Origin of the sequence: Burkholderia pyrrocinia, from assembly GCF_003330765.1 — a bacterium.
GTDB lineage: Bacteria > Pseudomonadota > Gammaproteobacteria > Burkholderiales > Burkholderiaceae > Burkholderia > Burkholderia pyrrocinia_B.
In genome coordinates this window covers 427,029-445,580 of sequence record NZ_CP024902.1, presented here as the reverse complement: position 1 = coordinate 445,580, position 18,552 = coordinate 427,029, and the positions used below count along the sequence as shown (strand labels likewise).

Sequence of the window (18,552 nt, the reverse complement as noted above, 5' to 3'; positions counted from 1 at the left end):
AAGTTACGTCCGCGATTTTAACCTGCTGGCTTTGAGCTTAACTGCTTCTGCCACTTCACCTTCTTTGTAATGGTGGGTGAAGGGAAGGTCGTGGTCCGTGTGGCCGTGCTCGTCCCCTGTCGCCAAAGCTTCAACGTGTTGCGCTGCCGCAGGGAGGTAAAAAGGAACGTACAGAATGTGTCGCGAATAGCCCGCCCTTAAGATTGCCGAACCCAATGATTCGGGTACGGCCTGCGGAAGATTTCGCTGAATCCAGGCGGTACTCATCTGGACTCTGTCGACTGATTTATCTCCCTTGGTCGCGTCTTTCCCACCAGCATCAGTAGTTGAGCCGGAGGTGGTTTCTGGTGGTGTGGGCTGGGACTTCTGCTGACCATGTGAGGGGGCCTCTCCAGCACCACCTCCAGCGGTTGGCTTGCCCCCTCCGGACGGCTTTCCACCGCCATTCCCGGGTTTGCCTCCGCCACCAGGTTTGCCGCCTCCTTTGGAGGGTAAGGTGGGGCCGGTATCCTCAGGCGGCTCGAGAAGGTCATTTGCTGGCGGGCGGACTGCTTCCTTCACGGTTCCGAGTTTGCTGGCGATACTATGCTTGGCGTTTGGGTCCTTCAGCTTTCGTGTCGTCGTGGATGCCTTGATTTCGACGATAGCGAAGTCCTTCGTCTGGTTGCTGAACGGCGCAGCGCGCCAAACTCCGTCGATACCGCGGCCGCGTGCCTTGAAGTCGAACAGCTTGTTCAGCTTGCCGTTGTCGTTGAGCTTGCCCATGACCCTGAGGCCTGGCTGTTCACTCCATTTGCCGCTTAAGCCCTTGTCGTGGTCCTTCCAGCCGTTGCCCCATTTGAGCTTTTCATAGCAGTAGTAGTCGCCGATGTGCTCGCCCAGGATGCCGGTGATACTCGTTGTGATATCGGTCACCGCGAGTTTGGCGTTCACCACGCCTCTGGATGGCGTCGGGACTGGGCGGTCATGCCCGGCTTTCGCCTCATCACCCTTCGCGCCGGGCTTTTCAGTGGTCCGATGCTCCTCCAGGGTGCTGACCGCGGACGAGTTTGGTTGCTTCTTGCGCCAGTGGAGCAGCTTTCGCTGGACGAACTGAGCGAGCCAGTACGGCAGGTTCGTTTCGACGAAGGTCAGCGCCTGCATGAACGTGACCTGCATTGCGGACGGCATCTCACGATACAGCCAGGATTTCTGGATATGCTCGCGCGCCTCGGTCAGGTACTTCTTGACGCCGGTGGCATCGAACAGCTTGTCAATCAACGCATCCGGGCTGGTCTGAATGTGTGCTTGCTGTAGCACCAGACGCAGAATGTCGAACAGCAACGGGCCGTAGATTTCAGACTTGTGGTTGACGAGACGGAACGTACGCTTGACCCCTGCGCCGACGACAGGAACCCAGCCCACGACGGCGAATACAAGGTCGATGCCGGCCTCGATTTTCGTCATCTCATCCGCACTTTCACGTGCGTTCCATACCGTCCAAACACTTTCGGTAGTGTCGTAGACGTTCTGCGCGACATAGAACACCGGCACGGCGTTGGTTGCCATCGACCACCCAATCTCTTTGACGGCTTCTTCGATTGCTTGTTGGTCGTTCTCGTTCATTTGACGTCCGGCCGGCCAGAAAATTTGTTGAACAGGCGGTAGAGGTTTTCGTCCGTAATGCCCTCATGTCCGGCCGCATGCAGTTCTTTGAGAACATCAGTCTGCGCAAGCTCCTTCGGCGCGGGCACGGGTTGCGGATTGAACGGCCGCGCGTCTTCGCCGAAAAAAACCTTCGCGGTGCCGTCGGGCACATCGCGCAGGACCGCGTGACCGCTTCCGTCGAGCTTGCCAGTCAAGGTCGTTCCGTTCTCGAACACGACTTTGTAGGGAGCCTGAGGCACGGCCTTCAGCTTGTCGTCCGTGAGGTTCAACTCGAGCTTGTTGTGCAGGTCGCCCTTGGGTAGGGCTGGCAAATCGTAGGGTGCGCTCGTGGGGCCGGCGAACGCATGCTGCGCTCCCTTGATGTCTATCTTGCCCGGAGCGTGAATCTCGATATTGCCGCCCTGGATTCGGATGTACGCGCCACCAGATGTCAACAGGACACCCTGGCTTGCCGCGACTTCAACCTTGTCTGTCGCCGACAGTACCTTCACCGTTTTCTGCGCGGTTATTTCGATGTTGTCCGACTGCGCTTGGATTTCCACCTTGCCCTTCGCAGCGAAGAGCTTCATTCCTGCGTTTTGGACAAACAGGCTGACACGCTCGGCCACGCTCGCGAGAAGTGATTTTCCCGCCGCGATGTGTGTGCTCTGACCGCTGACCAGATTGACCTGCTCGTCGGCGCCCAGGTGCACCGACTGCTGCGTCGACAGGGCGATGCCCGCCGGGCTGGCCGCCAGGAGGATGGGTTTCTTGAACGCGTTGGCCGAACCAGTCCCGCCACCCGCCGTGCGACCACCGTTCCCCTGGCCTTGCCCTTGGACGTTGTCGGTCGTGGCGTCCGTCAATGCCTTGAGCGCGTCGTGGCCCGCTTTCAGGCTTTCGGCCTGGTGCTGAGTGCTGACATCGGAAAGTGACTCGAGCAGGTTATGCGCGCCGGCGAGTTGCTGCTGAGCCTGCTGGACCTCGAGCTGTTGGGTCGCTGCGCCTGTGCCGGGGAAGGTCGTGAGGAAAAGCCCCCGATTGGCGCGAATTGCGCCGTAAGCGTCAGTACGAAGGTCGAAGCCGTTTCCCAGATAGTTGCCGCGGATGTTGCCGTTCTGGGCAATTAGGTACCCAAGATGAAGCATGGAGCTACCTTGCGACGAGAAAAGCTGCAAGCGGTTCTGCCCCGTCGCGTCGTCCATCACAAGCTGGTTGTAGCCTCCGCCACCGCCGTACTCCTTCGAGCTGAAGCCCGACAGAATTCCGTTCGTGTGCCAGCGGGGTTGGGTTGCGCCGTTGTACACGCGGCCGGTCGCCAGAGGGCGGTCACAGTCACCGCCGACCCAATCGATGGTGACCTCTTCTCCGATGCGCGGCACATGCACACTGCCGTAGCCGCCGCCAGTGTCGGAATAGGCAACACGGACCCAGCACGTCGCCCCGACGCCATCGCGTCGGTCCCAATGCATGCGGACCAGGATGCGGTTCAGCGAATCGGTGTAGACCTCTTCATTGCCTGGGCCAACGACGGTCGCTGTCTGCAGGTGCATGACAGGCTTTTGGTGCTCGAAGGGGCTGCGAAACGGTACCTTCTGACGCTGGGCTTCAACCTCGACCAGGAAGAAGCCCTCGCTTCCCATGGCGTCCTTGACGGTGAATGCCGACGCAGACTCCTCGTGAGCATCGCGAACCTCGGCAAGACGGGCGTCCAGACTATGCGGGTGGAGGCGACTTTCGCCCACCGGCAGATTGTTGCGGATGTACCAGTTTGTTTCGACGACGACGAACATGCGGTCGTCGGCACTATCCCGGTCGTGCTCTGGATGGTCCAATAAGCTGAACCAGTGCGCCACATCAATACTCGGTGCGCTGCCTACGCCGTAGAATCGCTTCGCGCGCGATTCCCATTCCTCCAACTTCAGCTTCGTGAGCTGGTCGCCGCGGTCATCCTCCAGGTACGTGTACGGTCCGGTGTACTCGTAGACCTCGGCCTGTTTCGGCAGGTCGCCCTGGTTCGCGACGGTAGGGAATGATGTTTTCTTGCGAGCTTCGGGGTTCTTATAGTCGAACGTGCTTGTCGAATGCGATGTGCTCTGTAGGGTTCGCGTGCCTGACCAGTGTACGAGCGCGTCAGGCTGGCGCGTGACGCCAGCACGATAGAACCGGAGCTGTTCCGGCTTAAGCGATTTGAGCGAATATAGGTTGTCCGTGACAACGAGGGTATGAGATTTACCGTCGTCGGCGTGCTCGAAGTAATAGAACCAGCCTTCCGACTCCATCAGTCGGTGCACGAAGGTCCAGTCATCCTCGTACTGGACGCAGAACGAGCGTACCGGTGACGGTTTGCTCACCTCGATTCGATATGCCCCGACCGCCTGCGGATGCCCTTGAAACACTGTTTCGAGAATGGCCTCGACCGTTTGGTCCTGGAATATCCGCGCGTCCTTGCGGAACTTCAGGAAATGAAGCCACGACGAGAAAATCAGTTGCAGGCTGGCCAGTCGCCCGTCAGCACCGAGCCGGCGCACTGTGTGGACGTACCCGTGTCGCGGACGGTAGGTCTTGTCAGATTGCTGAGTCCAAAGTGTGACGGGCTGCGCAATGAGCGACTTCAGCTCGATTGAATCCTGCAGCGAAACAACGTCGATGGCAATCTCGAAATTGCCACCCAGGCGAGCAGTACCCACCACGATATGTGGCAGTAGCACATTTAGCCCAGCCGGGGTATCCAATTTCACAATCCGGTCGGACTGGAGTAACCCCGAGCTCATCAAAGCGATAAGGTCCTGCGCTCCCATTTGATTTTCCTTGTGCCGGCTTCTCTCAGAGCCGAGCGAAATCATATAGGGAAGACCCTACGCAGGCAATATGACAACGCAGACCCTTGCGCTCCGAGAGCTATGGAGCGAAAGCTACCTGATTTTCTCAAGCTTTCTCAACAGAAATGAGAAGGGCTCATCTCAATCCGACCCCAAATGTAATGTACTTTTCGGAGAAAGTGCAGTCCCGCGGAATCCCTTCGGGCAAGGCGTTGCAGGGAGTGCTTGTTCGCACATGTCCACCTGGACTTTTGTACTGCTAGCTACCGTATTTGATATCAAGAAATTCCTTGAAGCCCAGCTTGCCTGCGACCAATTCGCGCATTATTCCTTGCGCGTCCTCTACCGATAGGAGACCGTCCACGACGATAGTGCAATTTATTTCGAAGCGCTTGAGCAATGCATTTATTTGGGAAATGATGTGCGTCCTGAGGATGCAACTGGACCGTTCAGCAGCGGCACTCCGATACATGTTGTAAAACTCCGTCGTATGTTCAGTCGATAAGTCGCGACAATTCCATCCCCATGAGTGAGTGAGCTTGAAGCGAAATATGTTGTTTGAACGAGCATATGACGTGATGTCAAAGTTACTCGGATTGCTCCCGCGCTGCATATCCATTGCCAAGAAGCGCGGGCCAAGGTTGCTGAATTTTTTTAGGCCTGAGAGTAATCTTCTATAACCGCGTCGACCACCGAGTTCGCTGGGGACTTCAATGTGCCACATCGCTGAAAGCGGGACCCAACGCAGCGCAGGGCTTTGCCAAAATTTCCGGTCCTCAGCGTTGAGATATTGAACTGCGAAACCGAAAAACCGGAATAACCGCTTTGTCGTGACTTGGTGAAAGAATGTTGTCCCATCATCCCGAGGTATGAGTTCAAACTGCGCTCGTCCCTCCCATGCAATACCTTTGGCGAGTGTGTCCACAGCACGTGCGAGTTTCTCTTCAGGTAAACGCCCTTCATGCTCAGACAAGTCATCCAACACTTGAAGCGCCTTTCGCTGCGCATCTTCGGTTCCAGCTAAGCGTACTGTAAACTCTTTTTTCCTCTTAATGAGGAGTGGCATCGGGCGAGAGATATCTTGAACGAACATAAAGACGTTCTGAATGATGTCATCTTCCGTTTGGCGTAGACTCGGCAGAAATCTAACCAAACGAGGTGACCATTTTGGCTGTGGTTTTTCTCGCATCATTTCGTTTGGCCCTCATCATCCGATGTGTCAACGTTGTACTCTTCACCGGCAAGTTCATCCGAGAGCTCGCTTCGTTGCCAGTGTTCTTGCAGATTTTTTGCGCCGGGATTTCGCGCAACGTAAAGTCCGATGAAAATGTCGGTGCCCTCGTAGTTCAGTGAGCTAGTGCGTGATGCCATCGCCCGCACCAAGGAACTCGGATGTACCGCTTCAGTCTGGTTCGTCATGTACCAAGATTTGTCCTCGACTGGCTTACGAGGAAGCTGTTCGAGCTTGTCTTCAACCAATCGTTGCCACCTCGTTCGCAGGATGTCGCGAGATGTTGCACCAAGACCAGATTCGACGAAATTGACCAATGCGACGATGCCAGCGAGTCTCTGAGGCTCGGCAAAGTATCGGTCCCAGGTCGACCGAACGATGCTCCAGAGGGCTCTGTTCCCGTGCAATTCGGATAACAATAGCGCGTAACCACTCACGTCCATCAGGTCCAATACAGGTGCGGCAGCAATTCTTAGATTCTGTTTTACCAGCCAGTCTGGACCTTCGCTTGACTGGAGCTTCCCGAACTCGGCAAGGCACCCAACAAAATACCTGTCAAAAACATCTCGCAGGAGCTCGGTGTCCCCATCAAGCAATGCCTGAAGCAATGCCTCACCGGAGAGGTGCAAAAATTGCCCGGCATAATCCGGATATGTTGGGGGACGCTCCAAAGGGCTAAGCCGTGTTTGGAGGTTCGACATCGCCTTAAGAAGCGCAGATTTCATTGGACCCAGCTTGACGCGGGTCGAGTCAATATCGAACTTGGCCCAAGGAAGTTCTGTCAGTTTCCGGTTATCGCTCATCTCGGACCAAGCACCTTGCCAGACAGCAACCTGTTCGGCGAGCTTGTGCCAGTATTCCCACTGACGACTGAGTGTTGCCGCTGTCATCCAATGGAGGTCCACTGCAGAGAACGTCTCGCGTAGCATCGCGTACGCTTCGGGTAGGTCGTCCATCAGAACTGCAATGTTCTTCACAAAGTGTTTCGCTTGGGGCTGCAGTGCCAGTTCACCCAGATACCAGGAAGGGGAGATTTTTTTTCCCTCAACCGCTTGCTCGAACTCCAGCCTTGGAGCCAAATATTCAATCTGGCTTAGGACGTAGTCCTCGAATCCCGCTTGATAGTAGGTGGTCGGATTGGACCAGTTAATGCCTTCTATACGAGCAACGACATCTGCGCGTCGAAATGACGCATATCGTTCCCGTAAGGCAAGGCTTATCGCGATGGGCAGCGAGGCCAGTGCCTCAGCGACGGCGACCTTCTGCACCGTCTCGGCTTGCACTGCATTTGAAGATTGCTTGATTGCATCGGTAGTACGAGAGCAGGCCTGCTGGAAGACAGTAAAAGCGAAGTCGCCCCGTCCAAGCTTAGCCAGGAGGGTTGTGTAATGCTCGATATGCTGAAGCGCTGCAATGGCGTTTTCCCATTGTGCATTGCGAACATTGACAGCAAGGCAGTCGAGTAGAACCGCTATTAAGCGCTCTTCGAGCCATTCATGATTGACTTCAGTTTTAGGCGAGACGCTTGTTCCTGTCTCGGTGGCCACCGACAACCTCATGTCATCGGTTCGGTACCATTCGGCATGGCGATAGATTTGTTGATACCACAGACTATTCGTCGGAATCCAGGCTCTCTTCGTTCTGTAAAACATTAGAAACCGCGTCGTTCGTAGCGAAACTTCGAGCAGAGGCGCTCCGCTGAGGTGAGCTTCCTGAAGCAACAGGTCTCGGAGGGTTTCCAAAACAGTGACCGACTTTTCAGCTCGCTTGTATGCGTGATGCTGGAACGACTTGTCTTGCCACTTGAGTCTCCCCACGGTCACCGAGCTCATCGAACGATGAAGTTGCTCGAAAATGTGCGAGGAGAGCTCCGCCGGGTCGAAGAGATGAAAGACCCGCTGGCCAAGTCTCACGAATGCAAAAACACCAACCCCAGCCGCTAGGGTTACGAGCGGAGGTGCAATGTAAATGCGGTCGAGATTCGACAACCTCAAACAAATGAGAACCAAGCACAGGTAGGTCAAGAACGACAGAAACTGCATATAGACGTTGCCGAATCTGTCCTGCGCGAGCAAATCACGTAGGTTGCCCGGAACCTTTGCATACATTGCGCTTCCGACTGTCGCAATCGCAGCGTAATACAAGCCGATGAACACACCACCAATACTGCTGATTGCTGCGAGAAATGTTACATAGTCTGAATCGTTAGGAACCGAGTAGCCGAGTTTTCCAAAGAGGCGGCAGAGCCATGGATTGCTGAGTTGAAGAATACTCGCAACAACGATAGCCCGAAACCATGGCGCAGCCGTCACTCGTCCGATGCCGACAAGTGAGAGGCTGTTCGTTCTGGCATCCTTGAGCGATTGGTTAGCCTTGTAGAGTCTGGACGTGAACAGGAATGCGATTCTTCCGATAGTCCGACGGGCGCTCCAGAATACCCGATATTGGGCGAATCGAAGGAATAGTTGTGTCTTCATTGTCCCGCCGTTTTAGAATCCCGTGTACGGACCTTCGTCGCTGTAGTTCGTGAAGTACTAATTGTGCTGCAGGTGACGAACGTGTCAAGCGCTACTATCATTGAGATGAGACCAGCAGAGTTCAACGACGAACACAAAAATGCAGAAATCGCTCACGTACCATTTCGACAAATACTACGCCTCTTTGGGTCCCATGACCTGGCATGCTGTGCCGTCATTCGCTGTGGTAACGGGCGAGAACGGTGCAGGGAAGACACACCTGCTTGAGTTGCTGGCAGCCTCATACGGCGCGCAAGTATTCGATTCGGCGACGTCAAACCTACCCTCTACGAAGTCCATAGTTGTTAGCGTACAGGCCGATGGAAAGCCAATTGAAAAGACCGGGCGAGCAATTTATCAAGACGCCCATTGGATTCCTCCGACGTGGGGGCCCGTCTCCGTGGATGCGATTGTGCAGCACGTGCATCGGCTCTATGAGACCCCCAACACCAACTCGACGGAATGGGAAAGAAGCCCACTCTACGCTAATTGGGCGGTCGAGCGTACCAACCTTGAAACGGGAGGTGCGCTTGTCAGACTTAACAAACCTGATTGGGACACGTTTGAGGCAAGTCTGACTCCGCGGCTAGTTGTAGAGTCAATCGGTGACCGTTCGAACCCGGCGCTCTACTTCGTTGTCTACGAACTGCTACTGATGGCTGCTCGCCAACGCTGCCGAAGCGCTGAAGAGCTCTCAGCAGCATTGCAGAGACTGGGGACACCCCCATGGGAGCTCTTCAACTCTTACTGTGAAGATTCCGACATCCAATTCCGTGTAGTACCACCAGAAATACCATTCTCACCGGTATTCGGACGTGGACTGCAGTCCTACGACCCCATGTTCATTGATGTCAGTCGCAATATCAAATTGCCGGCAAATGCAATGTCTGTCGGGGAGCGGGCAATGCTATCGATTGTGCTGTGGCGCTTTCTAGCCGAGACATACGAAAACCATTTCGATATCGTTTTGATGGATGAGCCTGATGCGCATCTTCATCCCTCAATGGTGAAGCAGTACATGCATGTTCTGAAGTCGGTGATGGTGGACAAATACGGCGCACGTGTCATCATGACAACACATTCCCCAACGACAGTCGCCCTGGCTCCCGAAGGAGCTGTGTTTGAAGTCAGACGTACTGGAGAGACCCGGATTGCGGCAGTCCACAATGCCTCCGAGGTCATAGCCAAGTTAACGGGTGGATTCGTGACCGTGAGTGCGGCCACGAGGTTCGTGGTAGTTGAAGGCAAGACGGACGTGCCGTTTTACACGGGCTTATGGAATTTGCTGATGGAAGCTGGCATGCCCAGTTTTCCCGGTGTTGCCTTTCTGACGCGAGATGGATGCTCGAAGGTACGTGAGACTGTACGCTACCTGAGAGACTGGGACTTTCGCCGGTTCTATGGGCTGCTCGACCGTGACACTCCACCGAACGAAAACCATGGGGGTGAAGGCGTTTTCGTGCATGGTCGGAATGGGGTGGAAAACTATCTATTTGACCCGCTCAACATCTGGTTGTGCCTTCGGCTCGAAAACCACAAGAAGCAAGAAGTCCTGTATCAAATACCGTCTTTGCGCCAAGGCAATGAAGGACGATTCAAAGAACTTCCCCAGCATGAACTGCAAGCCGTTATCGACTCGGTTTGGACCGAGGTAAGCACTTTCGTTCAGGATATTCCCTCGCGAATGTGTGAACGGCTGCCCGTGTTGTATCACGGAGGTATGAGTCTAAAGTACCCCCGCTGGTTCATCGAGGAAGATGACCATACGTTGGCCGCTTGCATTCGCAGAGTGTTCGCGCCGTTCCCCTTTCAGCCAGCAAGGCTTCAACGTAGCTTTATGACATTAGGCCTCGTTCACAGCGAGCTTTGGGCGATTTTTGACCAGATAGTCGGTCGCGGGAACGCCGCAATTGCAACCGAAAGGGATATTACATAAATCAGATAACAGCGCCATGCGCGACCAGTTGCGCGGCGTGGCACCGGGCGAACGAGCTAGGCCGTGCCGGCAACGCGGCCCTTCAATGGCGGTTCAGGCCCGCCGGCGGGGTTTTGCCGATGCGCCTGGTCTTCCCTCCGGGGCTGGGTATTGCGGGCTTCGCAGCGTCCAGATTCGGACCAAAATGGTCGATGTTCACGTCGAAAACGCTGACGGCTATCTGCTCGGAGCCGTGATTATGCGATATCAAGCGCATGTGCTCCTGCTCGTAGGGAGCTTGAGCGGTCGAGCCGCCAAACTCGCCGGCATTCGCAACCAGCACGTGTTGATACATGTGGTACCGAAGCATCCCAACCATGCTATCGAATGTCTTGACGTCCTTATTCATGGCAGAAACGATGAACATGTTTGAGACGTTGCGCAAATCGGCAGGCAGCGAAATGTCGGTAGCGTCGTAGCATATCGCCCCCGAGATACGGAATTCAGCTTTGTCACCGGAGCGCAGTTCAATAACAACCTGATAAGGGCGCCACGGGTTGACACCGAGAGCTACCTCTTCGGGCGTTGGGTACATCTTCCCTTGGTCGACCTCTACCCACGAGCGACCTCCCGCACGGCGCTGTGGTACTAACCAGCGAGCGGCGTTAATCGGCTTACCGCTGACCGGTTCGGTTGCCCCACACAGCCCGTAAAAGAGCATCGCGCCAGTGCCGTCCGAGAATGCGCGCATCAGGTCTTGGTCATCAATATGGACGCTGTACTCTGGTAACACCACCAAATCGACGTACGGTTTGTGGTCCTTGCCGAGTACAGAGTCGCGCGCCTGCAACTGTTGGTAGGCCAAGTGAAGGATTGATGCCGTGTGGTTCCTATGCCTCGCTCGAAAGGCCGGCTCATCCAAGCCTGCCAACCCTCCGGAGAAGTCCTTGGTGACAGGAAGTAGGCCCTGAATAACGCACACACGCAGCAATCGGGACTCACGAATCGGCCACTCAACGGGATAAACGTACAGGGGAAGACCGGAGCTATTGCCGAAGATGCCGGCTTGTGCCTGAATGCGGTTGCTCACTAGGTTCCGCAGCGCGACCACATTTGCAATTGGCCCAACCTCATTGCTAGATTCGAGTTGTGCCTGCAGTCCAGGCCATCTCAGGAGTTGGAGCAGAAGTTCTGAGAACCATGGTGTGATGGCGCCAGTTGTCCCCGCCATGGCAACGGACGTATTTAGCATACCGATTCGACGCTTTTGCCACGTGCTGCCAATTCCTCGATACCACCCAACGTTCTCGTCGCGTAGCACCCATTGGCGAGCCGTGAAATCAAGCTCGCCAGTCGCGGCGCTTCTCAGTAGCCGTCCAATGGCGTATAGGTTCGCGTCCTCTGCGTCACACCACCGGGGCGTCATGTAGCGAGGGTCTTTACCTCCTAGCCTCGGTCGCACCCTGGCGGATAATCGTGGCTCGCCTCGAGGGTCAGTCATCCGAGCCCAATCTTCGCACTTAAGCTCAATCGTCTGAGGCGTCCATTTCTCGGGCGGCTCACTGGTGTCCGCTGCAGCTAGAGCAAGTGCATGCGCTAGTTGCAGAAGCGCATTTTCTTGTTGAAAGGGAGTTTCGGGATGCGTGGCAACCGAATCAAACGGTAGCCATATTCCGTCAATTAGCGGAGGAGCCTCACGGCCTTCCGCGGCACCGGCGTAGCGTCGCATAATGCCCGCGAATGCAGGTTCTTTCGCGAGGCGTCGAGTCTTGCGGTTTTTGGCAATTGAATTGAGCAGATGCGGTTCGTTCTGCGCAACCAGCTCCATTGCCACAAAGCGAGAAATGGGCGTGAGTCGCGCTAAAAGGTCAGCCAACCAGCTAGCGTACCGCTCGTCGTCGCGGAGCAACTGATATCCGACCAGGGATACTGCAATCGTGTCCGTGACTTGCGGAAGCGTGTCAGCCACATTGCCAGAAATGAAGCCATGCAAGCATCGGTGATACTTTGTCTCGTCCGTACTTTGAGTAAAATCGACAGCTTCTCCCAACGACGCAAGTAGTAGCAGCGCCTGTTGCTTCGCGTACCACGGAAGGACACCCTTTTGGAGAAGGGAGCGGGCCAATCGCCCCAGCAGCGCCCTATATGCTTTCACGTCACCTACGTTCAGTCCGTGGTCGTTCTCCCATTTCTTTCCCGTTTCGGTTGCCCCCGCCCTGAAAAGCTGGGCGAGCGTATATAGAGCTACTCCAGTCGAGTAAACGTCCCTTTCATTTCCCGGTACCTTTAGCAAGAGCGCATCGGTCACAGTGCGTAGGAGTTCCGGTGCTGGAAAGAGGTCCAGCGCATAGGTGAGGACCTGTGCCAAGCCAGGATTCACAGACCACGCGGCCACAAGTCTACGCGCTGCAACCTCGAAGTCATGAAGCAGGATGCTCCGCGCAGGTCCGGCTTCCTCCTGCTGAGTGAGGTCGGTCATCTTCCTGCGTAGTTTCAACGCCTTCGTCAGTCGATAAGCTGAGAATCGGGTCAATGTGTCGTCACGAACTTCGAGCTTTGGGCGTGCGACCGAGGCAAGAGCGGGCAGTCGGGCAGCGCCATCGTCTGCTTGCAATCTCGTCATACCGAGTTCGGCCTGGGCCAGCAGGCCGTTGAGGCCTGCTTCGACGTGTTGGAGTGCTGCGATATCAAACGGCCCGCTTAATTGGCTTTGTAACGACTTCATCCGCGCAGCCGTACCAGATTCCCCGCCCAGTGACGCGAACGGCTCGACCTCCGTCTTCTTTGCGTTAATAACAAGCCGACTGCTATGTGAGCCATTGCTCGCGGTCGAATCTAGCCTCGCCTGAATCCACGCTGCCACGGCGGCTCCGAGACGCGATTCGTCTCCGGATTGTCCATGGCATGCGACCACGAGCCGCAAATCGTCTACATATCGGCAGTAGTCAACTAGTCGGAAGCTGACGTCGGCACGCTTTAGGGTTCGGCCAATAGCCCTCCCAATTGCCCTGTCGAAGTCCACCATATAGGCGTTGGCAAAAAAGCCACTTGCGACTAACCCTTGCGGTAGCCCACATGGAAGTGCCCCACCCTTCAGATATCGGGCCCATTGACTGTCGTCAGCGTGCCATCCGATTGACAATGATGTCTCGAGTGCGGCCCAGAATCCGGTATCAGACGGTCGCGCTTCCGGTTTTTTTTCCCGATGTCTCCTGTAGATTTCCTTCAATCTACCAACAAGCAATTTGATGTTGACATTGTCGTAGAAGGCGCTCAGGTCCAGCTTTACGATGAAAAGATTGAGAGGTTTGTCTCCCGATGTAGTGGCACGTTGTGCAATGAGCAACGGTCGCTCTACGAACTGCTGATAGTCCTGAAAGTACCGACTGTAAATGTTTGAATTGCCCCATGGGAAGCGGGCAATGCGACGGTCCGTACTCCACGAACAAAATAGCCGGTTCCCGTAGCTAAAAACTCCGGTAGCCTGCGCATTTTCGGCATTTTGGGACGTATCGCCTTGGGCTGATTCCACGCAATCGGCTAGGCAAACCATCGCGGCACTTGCTATCGTCTGCTCTCGGATTCCTACATGCGCGAGGGGCCGCAAAAACCGCTCTTCTGGTGCCGCCGCAGGTGCCCATCCGTCGTCGACATTTTCGCCAAACACCCAAGGCTCGCTTTTGGGAGCGGGAACAAGCCGAGCCGGGGTCGGAACGTAGGTCCTGTTCTGGAGTACTGTCGACCACTGATTGAGCTGCCGTTCAAGGTTTACGGCCGAGCAGTCGAGCTCCAGCGTGTCAGCGTACCAGTTGTGGTGTCTGATATATGTATGCGTCTTCTTCCATGCCTGCGAGAGGACGACTACGTCACTTAGGTACTCAAGTCGAGGCGCAAGTCTGGCGTACTTTTCTGATTTTCCGGCCATATTCTCTTTAGATTGCGGCTTGCGGGTCGGAGGACGCCCCTCACTTGATGCCCGCTCGTCCAACTGCCTTGAGCCCATCTACAGATACATCACCCATTCGCGTACAACAATATCACTGACCGCACTATGAGTGCTCATGGCGATACGTCAGGTTGCATTCGGACGAATGCTGTTGCGTTCCTCTATCGACAGCAGAAGAGGCATGGCCCTAGTCCAGGGCTGCCAATGCATTGTTGGACGTCGCTCTCGCTGTCTGTATCTCGAATCCCCGGGCTGGGCGCCGTCCTAGGAAGTTTCGTTCAGTTTCGTCAACCGTGTCGTTCGTTACTGCCCGTTGGTCGTTACCATTGTCCGCCGCACTTTACAGCCATGCGCTTTTGGGTCCATGGAGGGACCCGCGATTGTCTCGACCTTCGGTCGCTATCTCGCGATTTCGCCCCAGGCGGTATCGCATATCGCTTTAGGCAGAATTTTTAGAGGGGCGTCGCCCCAATTTTAGAGTCGCGGGTGGCCCATCGTGCTCCGAAAGCAAATCACTCAGCCTCACCTCGAGTGCGACAGCCAGCGCCACCACGTTATCGAGTGTTGGGTTGGTTACTTGTCGCTCGAGCTGGCTAACGTAGGTGCGATGGAATCCCGCACGCTCGCTGAGCGCTTCCTGAGTCAGGCCGTGCTTGGCCCGGAATGACTTTAGGTTGTCCGAGAGGTGTTTTCGGGCGGCTTTCTGCGCTTTTTCGAGCTTGTCCATGTGAGACAAAGCATCGCCGATTGCAGCCTACTAATCTACAGCGTATAAATCTACTGCTTTTAAATATACTGGGTTTACATCTCATTCGAGCTTGGATAGACTTGGTTGCCACGATGCGGCTGCGCGGGCTGGCTCGTGCCAGCCTGGACTTTAGGTCGCGTCGGCCTCTCACGAAGTCTTGAATAGTCCAGCTTTGTCGACGGTCGGCGCTCTCAGCGATAGAACCTAGACGCCACGCACTAGTTTTCTGGGCGTGTCCTAGCGGAAGAGGTCCGGACATTGGCCGATATGAAGTCGAGCCTCGGAACGGATTTGATGTCAGGAAGTGACCGGGGCACGTGTGCGCACGGAACCGGCCGAACCAGCGGTCAAATGGACGAGGGGTAACAGGAGCAGTGGCTGATGTCGGTTTATGCGGTAGACCATGCAATTTTTAGACAGGACGAGGACATTGCCATTGGCGTGTGCGTGGGTCGGTTCGGCTCTACCCTGCGGTGGGCGCAAGAGCTGTACACCCGTTGCATACAGCACGGTGGTGCTCCAAACATCTGGGCGGACGCATATCATGCTCTATACCGATATGAAAGCGCTCACCTCTTATCAGATGGTGGTCCGGTAGCAGAAGTGAGGCGCGCACCAACGACAAAGCGAGACCGTGTAGCGCATATCACTTGCTTCGTGGAGCGCGAGCGAGCAAGTGTGCAAAATGCAGCCGCGCGCTTCACTGTGTCCGTTGACGCCGTAGGACGGGTACGCGGGGAAGCTGTTGCGACTGGCCAGCGGGCGGTAAAAATCGCGCGCATTCGGGTGGACCCATCGCATTCTGCTTCGGAAATAGGTCTCGCCGTGCTGCTCTATCTGGCTAGCAGAGAGTACCATCCGGCTTTCGCGGACTTCATGCAACGTATGAGGCGGGAGGACCCTCGTTAAAGCGCATATGTTTTGGACTGCTATCGTTCAGCGGGTCGGAAGTTCACGCAGCGGTGAGGAGATATCGCTGCCGATGGTTCCATCAATCAATGGGTCTGGCGACTGACGACATCGCACTGGCAATCCGCGCGACAGACGTAGGCCGTTGTTGCCCCGACTTCACGGGGAGTTTTGTGGACACAGGAGGTGCGTGATGCGCGATGACCCGCGCGTATCGCAATGCAGCGCTCGGGTACAAACGGAAGTTGCCGTGTATCTGGGTGACTGCAGTGGCGGCAGCTTGAGCGTAGTGTGCGACGGGACTTCAATGGAATGCGAAGGGTCAACGTGGCAACGTACTCTACGGGCACTCGTATATCCGAAACCACGTGGCCCGTACCCGGTGTCGGACCGCTTCACGATTTTCGTGCATGAGATGTCCAATCATGCAACGGGCGACGCTCGCGCAATAGCCACATTTCGGATTGACGTTCGATGCGAGGGGAGGTTTGCGTACGCGAGCGTGCGAACTGCTCAGTCGGTCGAGGAACTCCCACCAATCTCGTATGTGATTGGCGACGACGTGGTCACTACTGCGCGTCGCGTGGTCGAGACTGCATCATGGATTCAATGCGGTTAGCTTCTGACCTCCTGACTCTCGTAGGAAGGGCGTCATTTAAAGACTGCATAACATTGAAAAATTGGTGCCAACATGGATATGACGATTGCGGAACTCGCGAAGCGGCTTTTTGTGAGCCGCAGCTACGTGCGTAAGTTGCTCGATGAGGGCAAGCTGCCGACAACGCCGGGACCGGACGGGGAGGCGGTGGTCGAGTGGGACGTGGCGGAGCAGTACATTGCCGCCGCGAAAGTCCGCCAGCGCCAGGCACTCGAGGAGTACTTGCGCGTATCTGCAGAGCAGCACGAAATTGAGCAGCTGCGCCCGCAATTTGACGAGTATATGCGAGTGGCCCGTCGGGCCACGGTTGAGAACGTGGTGCGCGTTCGCTGTGCCTACGAAGCGCTGTACGAAGTGGCTCGGTTCGCAGTGAACACGGACGGCGTGGGAATCGCTGCAATGGACGCCCCTGACGCGCACGCTCGCGCTGTCGTAGAGCGCGCGGCGCAAGTGTTGCAGCTCACGCCTGAGGAAACATGCCAAGTGCTCGCGCTGAATGCTTGGGGTCTGTCCGGGGTACCGGCTGACCCGCCGCTATCCGCTGACGTAGCGGTGCAGCTGGCTGAGCGCATGCTGGCAGCGTGTTTAGTGTCTCGAGGGCGCGGCTGATGGCCCACTCGTACCCTGTGCATCTCGAACTCCCCGCGAAGAGGGTCTGGTCGGCGGAGGATGAGCGCAAAAGCCAGGCGCGTTTTGACAAGCTGCACCGGCAGTCCCGGCGCCATCGTAGGCGACAAATCCGCGAAGGCTCGCTGCTCACGCCGGATGCTTTTTGCCGCCTGAGAGGCATATCCCGCAGCGAACTGCGTCGGCTCGAGCGGCGACGCGATGTTTTCCATGTAGATATTCACCACAGGTACTACTACCCGCGCGAACTCGCGGTAGCACACGGGGTGCGGCTGCAGAGGCTGACCCGTGTGTGCCGCAGGCTAGAGAAATGGGTGCCCGGTTGGTCGCGATACGACGTCGTGGTGGCAGGGCGGTGGGCGACGCTTGGCGGAAAGACGGTGGTGCAGTCGGTGCACGGGCCAAAGGCCTCCCGGCGCGTGCTTGTCATCGCGGATGGGCGCAGCGACGAATGTGCACCGAGGAGAGCCTTCGGTACTCGCGGAATTTAAACCAAAACTGGAGCTGCTATGCGATATGAAAACCTGATGCGCGACGCGCGTAACGAAGCACTGACGGAGTCGACACGCGTGCGTGCCGCGTTTGATGCCATATACGCTTGCTGCACGTCCGTTGGCTCGCTCGCGGAATCGCTGGAGTCGCTCGCCCTGAGCCAGCGGGACTCGGCGCTTGTCGGCGAGCTGCGCGATTGGGTGTGGCACGTGGCGCCAATGGGACCACTGCCTATGTCGCCGAGCGAGGCCGTGGCGCTCGTCGAGCGCGTTCGCAACAACATGCGAGGCAACCGATGCTCAGAGTGACTGTGGAATTGTGGCCAGGCGGTCGTGAGTCAGGGCGCCGCGTGATAGCAACGGCGGACATCGGTCGTGTGCGCAGTGGTGCGCACGCCGACTACCAAGTGCATCTCGAGGAGGGCCTGCTCGGAGACGTGGGCGACATTGCAACAGTGCGAGAGTATCCGCGCTGGTCGGCGAGCGTGTGGGACCTCGTCGCACGCTGCATTGCCGCTGGGCTAAACGAGGGTAAAGAAGAATTGCCAGAGCGTCCGACACTACCGTTGGTGCCCGTGCACACGAGCGATGGGCTGCGCTACGTCCGAATGCGAGAGATACCGGAGCCCGCGCAGACTTTTTTCCGACGGCGCATGGTTCACAGCACTTGCCCGGTGATTGACGAGGACCCGGAGCCTATGGGGTGCGCTTACGCATCGGACTGGGAGGACTTCCTTCGAGGCTGGCGATAACCTCGTTTCTCACGACTTCTCATGGAACATGAGAAAACGGCAGACAGGTCCAGCCCTACATTTGCTGTACTTTTTGCGGAAAGTGCAGTACCGCGAGGCTCTTGTCGCATAAGGCGACGCGGGGAGTGCGTGTTCGTGCATGCAGCCTGTTTTTCTGCACAGCAACCCGCATGAGCGCACCACTGGCAACAAGCTTCGCGAGCACTCGACCAACCTGTGCAGTGATACCGAGCTGAGCAACGTCCGAGCGCAGAACGACCACGCCGTTGCGTTGCCGGATAGAGCGGACGATTCGGTCTTCAAGCATCATT

Annotated in this window: 10 protein-coding genes; 3 read left to right on the top strand and 7 right to left on the bottom strand. The window is 56.5% G+C overall.

Annotated features, from left to right (window positions below; genetic code table 11):
- Positions 1-3: 3 nt before the first annotated feature.
- The 4 genes from CUJ89_RS02115 to CUJ89_RS02105 form a co-directional block, all read right to left on the bottom strand.
- A complete protein-coding gene (locus tag CUJ89_RS02115) occupies positions 4-1,605 on the bottom strand; it encodes a hypothetical protein (protein ID WP_114175826.1) in 1,602 nt (533 codons plus the stop codon).
- Positions 1,602-4,427, bottom strand: coding sequence for a type VI secretion system Vgr family protein (locus CUJ89_RS02110; RefSeq protein WP_114175824.1), 2,826 nt, complete (start codon positions 4,425-4,427; stop codon positions 1,602-1,604). Before CUJ89_RS02110 ends, CUJ89_RS02115 begins: the two co-directional genes overlap by 4 nt.
- A gap of 280 nt (positions 4,428-4,707) precedes the next feature.
- Positions 4,708-5,640 (bottom strand): hypothetical protein, encoded by a 933-nt coding sequence (locus tag CUJ89_RS37565; RefSeq protein ID WP_152036573.1) that lies wholly within the window; start codon positions 5,638-5,640, stop codon positions 4,708-4,710.
- Entirely contained in the window at positions 5,637-8,156 is a 2,520-nt protein-coding gene (locus tag CUJ89_RS02105) for a hypothetical protein (protein WP_152036572.1), read from the bottom strand. Before CUJ89_RS02105 ends, CUJ89_RS37565 begins: the two co-directional genes overlap by 4 nt.
- Positions 8,157-8,295: 139 nt before the next feature.
- Here CUJ89_RS02105 and CUJ89_RS02100 point away from each other — a divergent pair, with 139 nt between their 5' ends.
- Complete coding sequence (locus CUJ89_RS02100; RefSeq protein WP_114175820.1) at positions 8,296-10,131, top strand: AAA family ATPase; 1,836 nt, start codon at positions 8,296-8,298, stop codon at positions 10,129-10,131.
- Between the two features lie 82 nt (positions 10,132-10,213).
- Here the strand turns inward: CUJ89_RS02100 and CUJ89_RS37560 are convergent, their stop codons facing one another.
- A complete protein-coding gene (locus tag CUJ89_RS37560) occupies positions 10,214-13,642 on the bottom strand; it encodes an RNA-directed DNA polymerase (protein WP_152036571.1) in 3,429 nt (1,142 codons plus the stop codon).
- An 853-nt stretch (positions 13,643-14,495) separates the two neighbouring features.
- Positions 14,496-14,783: a helix-turn-helix domain-containing protein gene (locus CUJ89_RS02090; RefSeq protein ID WP_114175815.1), complete on the bottom strand. Its 288-nt coding sequence runs from the start codon at positions 14,781-14,783 to the stop codon at positions 14,496-14,498.
- A gap of 1,621 nt (positions 14,784-16,404) precedes the next feature.
- On the opposite strand from CUJ89_RS02090, the gene CUJ89_RS02085 reads away from it, so the two are divergent.
- Together CUJ89_RS02085 and CUJ89_RS02080 are read left to right on the top strand one after the other, a co-directional pair.
- Positions 16,405-16,980 (top strand): hypothetical protein, encoded by a 576-nt coding sequence (locus CUJ89_RS02085; RefSeq protein WP_114175813.1) that lies wholly within the window; start codon positions 16,405-16,407, stop codon positions 16,978-16,980.
- A gap of 527 nt (positions 16,981-17,507) precedes the next feature.
- On the top strand, positions 17,508-17,798 hold the full coding sequence (locus CUJ89_RS02080) for a hypothetical protein (RefSeq protein ID WP_114175811.1): 291 nt from the start codon (positions 17,508-17,510) through the stop codon (positions 17,796-17,798).
- A gap of 498 nt (positions 17,799-18,296) precedes the next feature.
- Here CUJ89_RS02080 and CUJ89_RS37555 read toward each other — a convergent pair whose 3' ends face one another.
- On the bottom strand, positions 18,297-18,551 hold the full coding sequence (locus CUJ89_RS37555) for a hypothetical protein (RefSeq protein ID WP_152036570.1): 255 nt from the start codon (positions 18,549-18,551) through the stop codon (positions 18,297-18,299).
- Position 18,552 lies beyond the last annotated feature (1 nt).